Origin of the sequence: Vibrio sp. T9, from assembly GCF_003123985.1 — a bacterium.
Taxonomy (GTDB): Bacteria; Pseudomonadota; Gammaproteobacteria; order Enterobacterales; family Vibrionaceae; genus Vibrio; species Vibrio diabolicus.
Genome location: NZ_NIGY01000020.1, coordinates 16,525 through 30,633, shown reverse-complemented (window position 1 = coordinate 30,633; position 14,109 = coordinate 16,525). Strand labels below are relative to the sequence as shown.

Here is a 14,109-nt window from a genome sequence, read left to right as displayed (position 1 = left end):
CAACGTACAGATGACTGTTGAGCTAATCGCACCAATCGCAATGGACGAAGGTCTACGTTTCGCGATCCGTGAAGGTGGCCGTACAGTAGGTGCTGGTGTTGTTGCTAAGATCTTCGACTAATTCATAGCGAATTAGCGATGCTTTCGGAAAATCTTGAATTAGATTTGACGAACCAGTAGCAAAAAGGGCATCATTTGATGCCCTTTTTCTGCACTCAACATTATTTTTGCTGTTTTCTTGTTCAGAAGTGGGTTGGGCGCAGAGCAAGATTAAGCAAAGATGCTTAATCTTAAGAAGAGTACGCTGATTTTTTCAGCGATATGGAGTTTGCCCTGCAACAGCGGGGTTGTTGTCGTCTATATTAAGACTTGTAACAGGTTGGTTTTATGAAAGCAAATAATGCTGAAACTCCTGATAGCTCAAACGCAGCAGATACGTTTAAGTGGTTAGCCGCTTTCGTATTGGCAGCTGCCGCTGTTGTGGGTAATTACCTGTATGGTGAAATGTCTGTAGTGGTTCGTGCTGCAGGCGTTGTTGTTCTTATTGCAGCTGCCTTAGGCGTTGCAGCAACAACGACTAAAGGTAAAGCAGCGATCAGTTTTGCAAAAGAATCGCGTATGGAAGTACGTAAAGTTGTTTGGCCTACTCGCCAAGAAACCATGCAAACAACACTGATCGTTTTAGCTGTAAGTATTGTAATGGCTCTAGTGCTATGGGGTATTGACGGAATTATGGTTCGTCTAGTAGCTCTAGCAACTGGGGTATAGAGGGTTTTTATTCATGAGTGAAGCTCCAAAAAAACGCTGGTATGTGGTTCAAGCCTTCTCTGGATTTGAAGGTCGTGTAGCTCAATCTCTGCGCGAGCATATCAAAATGCACGGCATGGAAGAGCTATTCGGTGAAGTACTGGTTCCTACTGAAGAAGTAGTGGAAATGCGCGCGGGTCAGCGTCGCAAATCTGAGCGTAAGTTCTTCCCAGGTTACGTCCTTGTTCAGATGATTATGAACGATGAATCATGGCACCTAGTACGCAGTGTGCCGCGTGTCATGGGCTTCATTGGTGGTACCTCAGACCGTCCGGCACCTATCACGGATAAAGAGGCTGACGCGATTCTTAATCGTCTTGAGAAAGCGAGTGAAGCGCCTCGTCCACGTACAATGTACGAAGCGGGTGAAGTGGTACGTGTTAACGAAGGTCCATTTGCTGACTTCAACGGTACTGTTGAAGAAGTGGATTACGAGAAGAGCCGCCTGAAAGTGTCTGTCTCGATCTTTGGTCGTGCGACACCAGTTGAGCTTGAATTTGGTCAGGTTGAAAAGCTGGACTAAGACTCTTCGTTAAAGAGTATAAAAAATCACCTTTTTAGGGTTGTATAAGGCGCGGATTATGACTATAATTTCGCGCCTTTTTACTTCAAGTGAAGTAAAAAGTTTCTTACACAAACGGGGAGCTGATCCGCGATTAGCGTTTGTACCCAAACTTAGGAATTATCATGGCTAAGAAAGTTGAAGCTTACATCAAGCTACAAGTTGCTGCTGGTATGGCTAACCCTAGTCCACCAGTAGGTCCTGCACTAGGTCAACACGGTGTGAACATCATGGAATTCTGTAAAGCGTTCAACGCAAAAACAGAATCTATTGAGAAAGGTCTACCAACTCCAGTAGTTATCACAGTATACAGCGACCGTTCTTTCACGTTCGTAACTAAGACTCCACCTGCTGCAGTTCTTCTTAAGAAAGCTGCTGGCGTTAAGTCTGGTTCAGGTCGTCCAAACACTGAAAAAGTTGGTACTGTAACTGACGCTCAAATCCAAGAAATCGCAGAAACTAAAGCTGCTGATATGACTGGTGCTGACATCGAAGCGATGAAGCGTTCTATCGCTGGTACTGCTCGTTCAATGGGCCTAGTGGTAGAGGGTTAATAAGATGGCAAAACTAACTAAGCGCATGCGCGTAATCCGCGAAAAAGTTGACGTAACTAAAGAATACGAAATCAACGAAGCTGTTGCTCTTCTTCAAGAACTAGCGACTGCGAAATTCGTTGAGTCTGTAGACGTTGCTGTTAACCTAGGCATTGATGCTCGTAAATCTGACCAGAACGTACGTGGTGCAACTGTACTACCTCACGGTACTGGCCGCGAAATCCGCGTTGCAGTGTTCACTCAAGGTGCTAACGCTGAAGCAGCTAAAGAAGCTGGCGCAGACATCGTAGGTATGGAAGATCTTGCTGAGCAAGTTAAGAAAGGCGAAATGAACTTTGACGTAGTTGTTGCTTCTCCAGATGCAATGCGCGTTGTAGGTCAACTAGGTACTATCCTAGGTCCTCGCGGTCTTATGCCAAACCCTAAAGTTGGTACTGTAACTCCTAACGTTGCTGAAGCAGTTAAAAACGCTAAAGCTGGTCAGGTTCGTTACCGTAACGACAAAAACGGCATCATCCACACTACTATCGGTAAAGCAAACTTCTCTGCTGAGCAGATCAAAGAGAACCTAGAAGCACTTCTAGTTGCTCTGAAGAAAGCTAAGCCATCTTCAGCGAAAGGTACTTTCCTGAAGAAAGTAAGCATCTCTACTACTATGGGTGCTGGTGTTGCTGTTGATCAGGCTAGCCTGAACACTCAAGCATAATTTATTTGCTTAGGCGCAAAATTAGTGTATAATTTTGCGCCTAATATTTGTGGTTGGGGCTGAACTTTGGTTCTTTGAACTGTCTCCTAGTTCGAAATGAATTAAGACCCAGTCTCCGTCCAAGACCGTAGGTGTTTGTGTAAAAGCAAACTTAATTATCCTACGTAGATGGTGCCCGAACTGACAGAAAGCTCTATGTAATATAGTTAACTTTCTTCTGGGGAAGCACCTCAATAGCTCTCACTGTCGTGATGATAGTGAGTGGTGTAACGACAACCAGGAGTAAATCCAAGATGGCTTTAAACCTTCAAGACAAAAAAGCAATTGTTGCTGAAGTCAACGAAGCTGCCAGTGGTGCACTTTCTGCAGTTGTAGCTGATTCTCGTGGCGTTCAAGTTGGCGCGATGACTTCTCTACGTAAACAAGCTCGTGAAGCTGGCGTTTACATGAGAGTTGTTCGTAACACTCTTGCTCGTCGTGCGGTTGAAGGTACTGAGTACGAGTGTCTAACTGACACTTTCACTGGTCCTACACTAATCGCATTCTCTAATGAGCACCCAGGTGCTGCAGCGCGTCTTTTCAAAGACTTCGCTAAAGAGAACAAAGATTTCGAGATCAAAGCTGCTGCTTATGAAGGCGCTTTAACTGACGCTGAAGTACTAGCAACACTACCAACTTACGACGAAGCAATTGCACGCCTAATGATGTGCATGAAAGAAGCTTCGGCTGGCAAGCTGGCGCGTACTATCGCAGCTATCCGCGATCAAAAACAAGAAGCAGCGGCATAAGCCTTGCTTTTTACTGGTTGCTTAATAAACTTATTGTTGACTTAAAAGAGAATTGTTATGTCTATTACTAACGAGCAAATCCTAGACGCAGTTGCAGAAATGTCTGTAATGCAAGTTGTTGAACTAATCGAAGCAATGGAAGAGAAATTCGGTGTTTCTGCTGCTGCTGCTGTTGTAGCTGGCGGCGCTGCTGGCGGCGAAGCTGCTGCTGAGCAAACTGAATTCGACGTAATCCTAGAAGCTGCTGGCGGTAACAAAGTTGCTGTAATCAAAGCAGTACGTGGCGCAACTGGCCTAGGTCTTAAAGAAGCTAAAGCTCTTGTAGACGGCGCTCCAGCACCTCTTAAAGAAGGTGTTGAGAAAGCAGAAGCTGAAGCTCTTAAAGCTCAGCTAGAAGAAGCTGGTGCAACTGTTGCTGTTAAGTAATTATTGCATAGTTTCTTAGCCTAACGGCTAATTGGCTGGTGGTTTTTTAACCACCGGCCTTTTTGCGCTGTAGGGTATAGGCGAATTTTCCCGCTGTTTAAGCGCCTGATATCCATGCAAAAAACATTTCATTCTTACGAAATGAAATGTCACTACAGTAAACAGCTATATTAGTCACTGTCCCTTACCCCCCTTAAGTAACTAGGAGCGGGCGGACAGTTTGGGTCACTTATCAGCGAGCTGAGGAACCCCATGGTTTACTCTTATACCGAGAAAAAGCGCATCCGTAAGGACTTTGGTACTCGTCCACAAGTTTTGGACATTCCATACCTGCTATCGATCCAGCTCGATTCGTTCGACAAATTCATCGAACAGGATCCTGAAGGTCAATACGGTCTTGAAGCCGCTTTCCGTTCTGTATTCCCGATTCAGAGCTACAACGGCAATTCTGAGCTGCAATACGTTAGCTACCGTCTTGGTGAGCCAGTTTTTGACGTTAAAGAATGTCAAATCCGCGGTGTAACTTACTCAAAGCCACTACGTGTAAAACTACGCCTAGTTATCTTTGATAAAGACGCGCCAGCAGGTACTGTAAAAGACATTAAAGAACAAGAAGTCTACATGGGTGAAATTCCACTCATGACAGACAATGGTACCTTCGTAATTAACGGTACCGAGAGGGTTATCGTATCCCAGCTGCACCGAAGCCCAGGCGTGTTCTTCGACAGCGATAAGGGTAAGACCCACTCTTCAGGTAAAGTTTTATACAACGCACGTGTTATTCCTTACCGTGGTTCATGGCTTGATTTCGAGTTTGATCCTAAGGATAACTTGTACGTTCGTATCGACCGCCGTCGTAAGCTACCAGCATCGATCATCCTTCGTGCACTAGGTAAGTCGACAGAAGAAATCCTAGATCTCTTCTTCGAGAAAGTGAACTTCGAAGTGAAAGACCAAACTCTATTGATGGAGTTGGTTCCAGATCGTCTACGTGGTGAAACTGCGTCGTTCGACATCGAAGCGAATGGTAAAGTTTACGTTGAGCAAGGTCGTCGCGTAACAGCTCGTCATATCCGCCAACTAGAAAAAGATGGTGTTGATCACATCGAAGTACCAGTTGAGTACATCGTAGGTAAAGTTGCATCAAAAGATTACATCAATGAAGCAACTGGCGAGATCATTGTTAACGCTAACCAGGAAATCAGCCTGGAAGCACTAGCGAACCTATCTCAGGCTGGCCACAAAGCGCTAGAAGTTCTATTTACGAACGATCTAGACCACGGTCCATTCATGTCAGAAACACTACGTATCGACAGCACGGTTGATCGTATTTCTGCATTGGTAGAAATCTACCGCATGATGCGCCCTGGTGAGCCGCCAACAAAAGAAGCTGCAGAAGCTCTATTCGAAAGCCTATTCTTCTCTGAAGAGCGTTACGATCTATCGACTGTTGGTCGTATGAAGTTCAACAGCTCTATCGGCCGTGAAGATGCTCAAGAGCAAGGCACACTTGATGAAACTGATATCATCGAAGTGATGAAGAAGCTGATCGCGATCCGTAACGGTAAGGGCGAAGTGGACGATATCGACCACCTAGGCAACCGTCGTATCCGTTCTGTAGGCGAAATGGCTGAGAACCAGTTCCGTGTAGGTCTAGTACGTGTTGAGCGTGCAGTTAAAGAGCGTCTAAGCCTAGGCGATCTTGACGCAATCATGCCTCAAGACTTGATCAACGCGAAGCCAATTTCTGCGGCAGTTAAAGAATTCTTTGGCTCTTCACAGCTTTCACAGTTCATGGACCAAAACAACCCGCTATCAGAAGTAACGCACAAGCGTCGTATTTCTGCATTGGGTCCTGGCGGTCTAACTCGTGAACGTGCTGGCTTCGAAGTACGTGACGTACACGTAACGCACTACGGTCGTCTATGTCCTATCGAAACGCCTGAAGGTCCAAACATCGGTCTGATCAACTCTCTATCTGCGTTTGCGCGTTGTAACGAGTACGGTTTCCTAGAGACACCATACCGTCGCGTTGTAGATGGCGTAGTAACAGACGAAGTAGATTACCTGTCTGCAATCGAAGAAGGCCAATTTGTTATCGCTCAGGCGAACGCTAAGCTAAACGAAGATGGTACTTTTGCAGATGAGCTGATCACAGCTCGTCAGAAAGGTGAATCTGGTCTACACCCTCGTGAGCACGCTCAGTACATGGACGTTGCGACAAACCAGGTTGTATCTATCGCTGCATCGCTTATCCCGTTCCTAGAACACGATGATGCGAACCGTGCATTGATGGGTGCGAACATGCAACGTCAGGCAGTTCCGACACTGAAAGCTGACAAACCGCTTGTTGGTACTGGTATTGAACGTAACGTAGCCGTTGACTCAGGTGTAACTGCAGTTGCGAAACGTGGTGGTGTAATCCAGTCAGTAGATGCTTCTCGTATCGTTGTTAAAGTAAACGAAGAAGAGCTAGTACCAGGTGAAGCTGGTATCGATATCTACAACCTGACTAAATACACACGTTCTAACCAGAACACATGTATTAACCAACGCCCATGTGTGATGCCAGGTGAACCTGTATCACGCGGTGACGTGCTTGCTGATGGTCCTTCGACAGACCTAGGTGAGCTAGCGCTTGGTCAAAACATGCGTATCGCGTTCATGCCTTGGAACGGTTACAACTTCGAAGACTCGATCTTAGTATCTGAGCGCGTAGTTCAAGAAGACCGCTTCACGACAATCCACATTCAAGAACTTACTTGTGTGGCGCGTGATACTAAGCTGGGCTCTGAAGAGATTACAGCTGATATTCCAAACGTAGGTGAATCTGCTCTGTCTAAACTAGACGAGTCAGGTATCGTTTACATCGGTGCTGAAGTTAAGGGTGGCGACATCCTAGTTGGTAAAGTAACACCTAAAGGTGAAACTCAGCTAACGCCTGAAGAGAAGCTACTACGTGCAATCTTCGGTGAAAAAGCATCTGATGTTAAAGATACTTCACTACGTGTACCTAACTCTGTATCAGGTACGATCATCGACGTTCAAGTCTTCACTCGCGATGGCGTAGAGAAAGACAAGCGTGCGCTTGAAATCGAACAGATGCAGCTTAAAGAAGCGAAGAAAGACCTAACTGAAGAATTCCAGATTCTTGAGGGTGGCCTTCTAAACCGTGTTAAAGCTGTATTGATTGAAGGCGGTTACTCTGAAGCGAAACTAGACACGACTGATCGTAAGAAGTGGCTAGAGCTAACGCTAGAAGATGACGCACTACAAACTCAGCTTGAGCAACTTGCTGAGCAGTGGGACGAGCTAAAAGCTGACTTCGATAAGAAGTTCGAAACTAAACGTCGTAAGATCACTCAAGGTGATGATTTAGCACCTGGCGTACTGAAGATCGTTAAGGTTTACCTAGCGGTTAAACGTCGCATTCAGCCTGGTGATAAGATGGCGGGTCGTCACGGTAACAAGGGTGTAATCTCTAAGATCAACCCTGTTGAAGACATGCCATACGATGAAAAAGGTCAGCCTGTAGACATCGTACTTAACCCACTGGGTGTACCTTCGCGTATGAACATCGGTCAGATCCTAGAAGTACACTTAGGTCTGGCAGCGAAAGGTATCGGTGACAAGATCAACCAGATGGTTAAAGAGCAGCAAGAACTAGCGAAATTCCGTGAGTTCCTACAAAAAGTTTACGACCTAGGCGACACTCGCCAGAAAGTAGACATTGCTTCTCTATCTGATGATGAAGTACGTACTCTGATCAAGAACTTGCGTGGCGGTCTACCAATCGCGACTCCTGTATTTGATGGTGCTCCAGAAGAGTCAATCAAAGCACTTCTTGAGCTAGCAGATCTACCAACATCAGGTCAGTTAACGCTATTTGATGGTCGCACAGGTGATGCGTTTGAGCGTCCTGTAACTGTTGGTTACATGTACATGCTGAAACTGAACCACCTTGTTGACGACAAGATGCACGCTCGTTCAACTGGTTCGTACAGCCTAGTAACTCAGCAGCCACTAGGTGGTAAAGCTCAGTTCGGTGGTCAGCGTTTCGGTGAGATGGAAGTATGGGCACTAGAAGCATACGGTGCTGCTTACACGCTACAAGAAATGCTAACGGTTAAGTCGGATGACGTTAACGGCCGTACTAAGATGTACAAGAACATCGTAGACGGTAACCACAGCATGGAACCTGGCATGCCAGAATCGTTCAACGTACTGTTGAAAGAGATCCGCTCGCTAGGTATCAACATCGAGCTAGAAGACGAAGAGTAATCCTTTCTCTCTTGATGAAAGTCGAGAGAATCAAAGCGATTATTTGGAAGAAGGTGCTCACTTTAGCGAGTGAGCTCCTTTTAACTCCTTACAGGAGCTGATTGTGAAAGACTTATTAAACTTTCTAAAAGCACAGCATAAGACCGAAGAATTTGATGCAATCAAAATCGGTCTATCTTCACCAGACATGATCCGTTCATGGTCTTTTGGTGAAGTTAAAAAACCTGAAACGATCAACTATCGTACGTTCAAACCTGAACGCGATGGTCTGTTCTGTGCGCGTATCTTTGGTCCAGTTAAAGACTACGAATGTCTTTGTGGTAAGTACAAGCGCCTGAAGCACCGTGGTGTTATCTGTGAGAAGTGTGGTGTAGAAGTTACACAAACTAAAGTTCGTCGTGACCGTATGGGCCACATTGAACTGGCTTCACCAGTAGCTCACATCTGGTTCCTAAAATCGCTACCGTCTCGTATCGGTCTACTGATGGATATCCCTCTACGTGATATCGAACGTGTTCTTTACTTCGAAATGTACGTAGTAACAGAACCAGGTATGACTGATCTAGAAAAAGGTCAGATGCTTACGGAAGAAGAGTATCTAGATCGTCTAGAAGAGTGGGGCGACGAGTTCACTGCTAAGATGGGTGCGGAAGCTATCAAGGACCTACTAGGTTCTATGGATATGCACGCTGAAGCAGAACAAATGCGTGAAGAGTTAGAGACAACAAACTCTGAAACTAAGCGTAAGAAAGTAACTAAGCGTCTTAAGCTGGTAGAAGCGTTCATCGCATCGGGTAACAACCCAGAGTGGATGATCCTAACAGTACTTCCAGTACTTCCGCCAGATCTACGTCCTCTAGTACCTCTAGATGGCGGTCGCTTTGCGACTTCTGATCTTAACGATCTATACCGTCGTGTGATCAACCGTAACAACCGTTTGAAGCGTCTTCTAGAGCTAGCTGCTCCGGACATCATCGTACGTAACGAAAAACGTATGCTGCAAGAGTCTGTTGATGCGCTACTAGATAACGGTCGTCGTGGTCGTGCGATCACAGGTTCTAACAAGCGTCCTCTGAAATCTCTTGCTGATATGATCAAGGGTAAACAAGGTCGTTTCCGTCAGAACCTTCTAGGTAAACGTGTAGACTACTCTGGCCGTTCTGTAATCACAGTAGGTCCATACCTTCGTCTGCACCAGTGTGGTCTTCCTAAGAAGATGGCACTTGAGCTATTCAAACCATTCATCTACAGCAAGCTAGAGACTCGTGGTCTTGCGACTACAATCAAAGCTGCTAAGAAAATGGTAGAGCGTGAAGAAGCGGTCGTTTGGGATATCCTAGACGAAGTAATCCGTGAACACCCAGTACTATTGAACCGTGCACCGACACTTCACCGTCTCGGTATCCAGGCGTTCGAACCAGTACTAATCGAAGGTAAAGCGATTCAGCTACACCCACTTGTATGTGCGGCGTACAACGCGGACTTCGATGGTGACCAAATGGCGGTTCACGTACCTCTAACTCTAGAGGCACAGCTTGAAGCTCGTACTCTGATGATGTCGACAAACAACATTCTGTCGCCAGCGTCAGGTGATCCGATCATCGTACCTTCTCAGGACGTTGTATTGGGTCTGTACTACATGACTCGTGAAAAGATCAACGTGAAAGGTGAAGGCATGTACCTTTCTGGCCCAGAAGAGGCTGAGAAAGCATACCGCACTAAACAAGCTGAGCTTCATGCACGCGTTAAAGTACGTATTACAGAAACCGTTGTAGACGAAGACGGCAACAGCACTACTGAAACTAAGATGGTAGATACCACTGTTGGTCGTGCAATGCTATGGCAAATCGTGCCAGCTGGTCTACCGTACAGCATCGTTAACCAAAAGCTAGGTAAGAAGCAAATCTCTAACCTACTTAACGAGGCGTACCGTAAACTAGGTCTGAAAGACACGGTAATCTTCGCTGACCAAATCATGTACACAGGTTTCGCATACGCGGCACTTTCTGGTGTATCTGTTGGTATCGACGATATGGTTGTACCAGCAGCTAAGTACACTGAAATCGCTGAAGCGGAAGAAGAAGTACGTGAAATCCAGGAACAGTACCAATCAGGTCTTGTTACTGCGGGCGAACGCTACAACAAAGTTATCGATATCTGGGCATCGACCAACGACCGTGTTGCGAAAGCAATGATGGAAAACCTTTCATCTGAAACGGTAGTTAACCGTGATGGTGAAGAGGAACAGCAAGAGTCATTCAACAGCATCTACATGATGGCGGACTCGGGCGCTCGTGGTTCTGCAGCACAGATTCGTCAGCTTGCGGGTATGCGTGGTCTGATGGCGCGTCCAGATGGTTCAATCATCGAAACGCCGATCACAGCGAACTTTAAAGAAGGTCTAAACGTACTTCAGTACTTTATCTCAACGCACGGTGCTCGTAAGGGTCTTGCGGATACGGCACTGAAAACAGCGAACTCGGGTTACCTAACTCGTCGTCTAGTAGACGTTGCTCAAGACGTTGTTGTAACTGAACATGACTGTGGCACTCACGAAGGTGTCGACATGATGCCTCACATCGAGGGTGGTGATGTTAAAGTTGCACTTTCTGAGCTTGCTCTTGGTCGTGTTGTTGCTGAAGACGTACTAAAACCTGGCACTGAAGACGTTCTTATTCCACGTAACACCCTGATCGATGAGAAGTGGTGTCAAATCATGGAAGAGAACTCAGTAGACAGCATGAAAGTGCGCTCTGTAGTAACGTGTGATTCTGACTTCGGTTGTTGTGCACAGTGTTACGGTCGTGACCTAGCACGTGGCCACCTAGTGAACCAAGGTGAAGCAGTAGGTGTTATCGCTGCTCAGTCTATCGGTGAACCAGGTACACAGCTTACCATGCGTACGTTCCACATCGGTGGTGCGGCATCGACAGCAGCGGCAGAGAACAGTGTTCAAGTTAAGAACAACGGTTCTATCAAGCTACACAACGCTAAATCTGTACTAGCAGATGACGGTAAGATCGTTATCACTTCTCGTGCGACAGAGCTAACTATTATTGATGAGTTTGGTCGTACGAAAGAGAAACACAAACTGCCTTACGGTACGCTACTAAGCAAAGGCGATGGCGATACAGTTCAAGCTGGCGAAACAGTTGCAAACTGGGAAGCGCACACACTACCTATCATTACTGAGGTAGCAGGTCGAATCCAGTTTGTAGATATGATCGACGGCGTAACAGTATCTCGTCAAACTGATGACCTAACTGGTCTATCTTCAAGCGAAGTAACTGACCCAGCAGCTCGCCCTTCAGCAGGTAAAGATATGCGTCCAGCTATCAAACTTGTTGATGAGCAAGGTAACGATGTAATGATCCCTGGTACTGATATGCCAGCTCACTACTTCCTACCTGGTAAAGCGATTGTGAACATCGAAGATGGCGCAGCAGTAGGTGTTGGTGCGACACTAGCACGTATTCCTCAGAAGTCTGGCGGTAACAAAGATATCACCGGTGGTCTTCCACGAGTTGCTGACCTATTTGAAGCACGTAAGCCGAAAGAGCCTGCAATCCTTGCTGAGCACACAGGTACTGTGAGCTTCGGTAAAGAGACGAAAGGTAAACGTCGCTTAGTGATCACACGTGAAAGCGGTGAAGCTTACGAAGAGATGATTCCTAAGCATCGTCAGTTGAACGTATTCGAAGGTGAAAAAGTTGAACGTGGTGACGTGATCGCAGATGGTCCAGAGTCTCCACACGACATCCTACGTCTACGTGGCGTACACGCGGTAACGCAGTACATTGCTAACGAAGTACAGGAAGTTTACCGTCTACAAGGCGTTAAGATTAACGATAAGCACATTGAAACTATCGTTCGTCAGATGCTACGTAAGTGTACTATTACTCACTCTGGTGACTCTGAGTTCCTACCTGGTGAGCAGATTGAGTACTCACAAGTTAAGATTGCTAACCGTAACCTAGAAGCTGAAGGCAAAGAGCCTGCACGTTTCGAACGTGAACTACTAGGTATCACTAAAGCATCTCTAGCGACTGAGTCGTTCATCTCTGCGGCATCGTTCCAGGAGACAACTCGCGTACTAACAGAAGCAGCAGTTTCTGGTAAGCGTGACGACTTACGTGGTCTGAAAGAGAACGTAATTGTTGGTCGTCTGATCCCAGCTGGTACTGGTTTCGCATACCACCAAGAGCGTCAAGCTAAACGTTCTGAAGCGCAAGATGGTCCTTCTGCTGAGCAAGCAACGGACAACCTAGCGGCACTTCTAAACGCTGGTTTCTCTTCTGAAGAGTAAGCCATTTAACGAGTAATCGTTAGAAGCTTAAGAAAAAGGCACCTTCGGGTGCCTTTTTAGTTTTTATCCTGCCTTTTTCTTCGAGAGGGTTCTTAGAGAAGGTAATAGTGATAAGGCTAGAAACAAAAAAGACCGACGATGATCGTCAGTCTTTTCTATCCTTCAGTCTCTGAATGTTCGCAAACACTAAGCCCCTGGGGGCATAGACAGACTTTCTGCGATCTGCTGTATCAGATAGTCCTCGACTTCAAATCGAGTCTCAAGAATTTCGCCAATTAGACACATATCAGAATCGAAATCATCTAATTCATCATCTTCAGTAACTTCTGAGTACTTATCGTTAAAGTTCAATAGTGGTTCAGTTGTCAGGACTATTTGGCCATAAGTTTGATTGATCTCATTGGTCACGACAAAGCCAGTTGCTTTCCAGCGATCCATAACCATGTCATAGATTTTAAAATGGCCCTCGGAGATGTAATCAACGAGATGCTGACAGAAATCCTGCAATTCGGAAGGAGATGGGAGTTCAATAACATTGGTTTTCGAACAAGGTTGCAGTGCTGCAAGCTTACAATATTCAACAATCAGGGATTGTCTTGTCTCTAACCAGTGATCAATGACATCACTTGAGCCACCCCACTGGTCTTGTGTTTGTTTGAATTTTTTTAGCATGACCATGCCCTCATGATCTGATCGCCTGTTGGCGAACGTATCCTTTGCAAAGCAAAGTTAGTAAAGTTATTACAAACTCTTGTCCTTACTAGAATTTAGAGTGCGAATTTACTTAACGACAAACTCTAGTATGAAATTAGATTGCCAGTAAAATGAACGAACTTCAAGCAAAGGGATGGTGTAATGTTAAGAAAAGGTGATGTTAACCGCGCGATAAATGCATACTGGTGTGTTGTTGCAGGAAGTGAAATTTGGCTGGTGGATGGTGCTGTGCCTTTCGGGTCTGCAGAGCAGTTATCACTGCCTGAAGTGAGTGCAAGACCCATTGGTGAGTATTCTGGTTCGCCCGTCATGTGGCTTAATTTGTCTGATTTGGAGCATGATCTACCATTAGTCTCACTGCGTGACTGCCTGCATTTTCCTGAGCCATTATTTATGTTGTTAAGTAAAGCGGTTCAGTATGGGCACATGACGCAAAGTCTGCGTTTTTGCCCACAGTGCGGTGGAAGAAACTTTCTTAATAATAACCAGTTAGCTATGCAGTGTGGCGAATGCCGTACCCTACATTATCCTCGAATATTTCCGTGTATTATCGTTGCTGTACGTAAAGAAAATCAGATCTTATTAGCCCAACATCCAAGGCATCGAAATGGTATGTATACGGTTATTGCTGGCTTCTTAGAAGTCGGTGAGACATTAGAAGAGTGTGTGGCTCGAGAAATTCATGAAGAAACGGGAATTCTCGTTAAAAATATTCGTTACTTTGGCAGCCAGCCTTGGGCTTTCCCATCGAGTATGATGATGGGGTTTTTAGCTGACTATGAATCGGGAGAGTTAAGTCCAGACTACACTGAGCTGTCTGATGCACAATGGTTTGGTATTGACGAGATGCCGCCTGTTGCGCCTAAAGGAACGATTGCAAGAGCGCTTATCGAACAAACGCTACAAGATATTGATTCTAATTATCTGATAAATAGATAAAAAAAACCCTCCGAGAGGGAGGGGGT

General features: G+C 45.8%; 10 protein-coding genes and 1 pseudogene. 10 read left to right on the top strand and 1 reads right to left on the bottom strand.

The genetic code is table 11. The features are described from left to right. The 9 genes and pseudogenes from CBX98_RS24290 to rpoC all read left to right on the top strand — a co-directional run. Positions 1-121, top strand: a pseudogene (locus CBX98_RS24290) (elongation factor Tu); the annotation flags it as partial. Positions 122-387: 266 nt separating this feature from the next. Next, positions 388-768, top strand: a complete 381-nt coding sequence (secE, locus tag CBX98_RS24280; protein ID WP_005397258.1) for a preprotein translocase subunit SecE — start codon at positions 388-390, stop codon at positions 766-768. Between the two features lie 13 nt (positions 769-781). Further along, positions 782-1,330 (top strand): transcription termination/antitermination protein NusG, encoded by a 549-nt coding sequence (nusG, locus tag CBX98_RS24275; protein WP_005384681.1) that lies wholly within the window; start codon positions 782-784, stop codon positions 1,328-1,330. Positions 1,331-1,494: 164 nt separating this feature from the next. Continuing rightward, complete coding sequence (gene rplK, locus CBX98_RS24270; protein WP_005384682.1) at positions 1,495-1,923, top strand: 50S ribosomal protein L11; 429 nt, start codon at positions 1,495-1,497, stop codon at positions 1,921-1,923. A gap of 4 nt (positions 1,924-1,927) precedes the next feature. Next, on the top strand, positions 1,928-2,629 hold the full coding sequence (gene rplA / locus CBX98_RS24265; RefSeq protein ID WP_005384683.1) for a 50S ribosomal protein L1: 702 nt from the start codon (positions 1,928-1,930) through the stop codon (positions 2,627-2,629). A gap of 293 nt (positions 2,630-2,922) precedes the next feature. Then, the gene (gene rplJ / locus CBX98_RS24260) at positions 2,923-3,417 is read left to right on the top strand and encodes a 50S ribosomal protein L10 (RefSeq protein ID WP_005397270.1); all 495 of its coding nucleotides are present in this window, start codon (positions 2,923-2,925) and stop codon (positions 3,415-3,417) included. Positions 3,418-3,474: 57 nt separating this feature from the next. Further along, complete coding sequence (rplL, locus tag CBX98_RS24255; protein ID WP_005397273.1) at positions 3,475-3,843, top strand: 50S ribosomal protein L7/L12; 369 nt, start codon at positions 3,475-3,477, stop codon at positions 3,841-3,843. Positions 3,844-4,095: 252 nt separating this feature from the next. Continuing rightward, a complete protein-coding gene (gene rpoB / locus CBX98_RS24250) occupies positions 4,096-8,124 on the top strand; it encodes a DNA-directed RNA polymerase subunit beta (protein WP_005397275.1) in 4,029 nt (1,342 codons plus the stop codon). A 103-nt stretch (positions 8,125-8,227) separates the two neighbouring features. Beyond that, on the top strand, positions 8,228-12,430 hold the full coding sequence (rpoC, locus tag CBX98_RS24245; RefSeq protein WP_005397277.1) for a DNA-directed RNA polymerase subunit beta': 4,203 nt from the start codon (positions 8,228-8,230) through the stop codon (positions 12,428-12,430). Between the two features lie 186 nt (positions 12,431-12,616). Here the strand turns inward: rpoC and CBX98_RS24240 are convergent, their stop codons facing one another. Next, entirely contained in the window at positions 12,617-13,108 is a 492-nt protein-coding gene (locus CBX98_RS24240; RefSeq protein WP_031780615.1) for an Rsd/AlgQ family anti-sigma factor, read from the bottom strand. Positions 13,109-13,285: 177 nt separating this feature from the next. Here CBX98_RS24240 and nudC point away from each other — a divergent pair, with 177 nt between their 5' ends. Continuing rightward, complete coding sequence (gene nudC / locus CBX98_RS24235; protein WP_006743187.1) at positions 13,286-14,083, top strand: NAD(+) diphosphatase; 798 nt, start codon at positions 13,286-13,288, stop codon at positions 14,081-14,083. Positions 14,084-14,109: the final 26 nt, after the last annotated feature.

Excerpts from the sequence above, each read along its gene's own strand:
- secE (WP_005397258.1), top strand. The coding sequence starts at position 388 with ATGAAAGCAAATAATGCTGAAACTCCTGATAGCTCAAACGCAGCAGAT.
- nusG (WP_005384681.1), top strand. The coding sequence starts at position 782 with ATGAGTGAAGCTCCAAAAAAACGCTGGTATGTGGTTCAAGCCTTCTCT.
- rplK (WP_005384682.1), top strand. The coding sequence starts at position 1,495 with ATGGCTAAGAAAGTTGAAGCTTACATCAAGCTACAAGTTGCTGCTGGT.
- rplA (WP_005384683.1), top strand. The coding sequence starts at position 1,928 with ATGGCAAAACTAACTAAGCGCATGCGCGTAATCCGCGAAAAAGTTGAC.
- rplJ (WP_005397270.1), top strand. The coding sequence starts at position 2,923 with ATGGCTTTAAACCTTCAAGACAAAAAAGCAATTGTTGCTGAAGTCAAC.
- rplL (WP_005397273.1), top strand. The coding sequence starts at position 3,475 with ATGTCTATTACTAACGAGCAAATCCTAGACGCAGTTGCAGAAATGTCT.
- rpoB (WP_005397275.1), top strand. The coding sequence starts at position 4,096 with ATGGTTTACTCTTATACCGAGAAAAAGCGCATCCGTAAGGACTTTGGT.
- CBX98_RS24240 (WP_031780615.1), bottom strand. The coding sequence starts at position 13,108 with ATGGTCATGCTAAAAAAATTCAAACAAACACAAGACCAGTGGGGTGGC.
- nudC (WP_006743187.1), top strand. The coding sequence starts at position 13,286 with ATGTTAAGAAAAGGTGATGTTAACCGCGCGATAAATGCATACTGGTGT.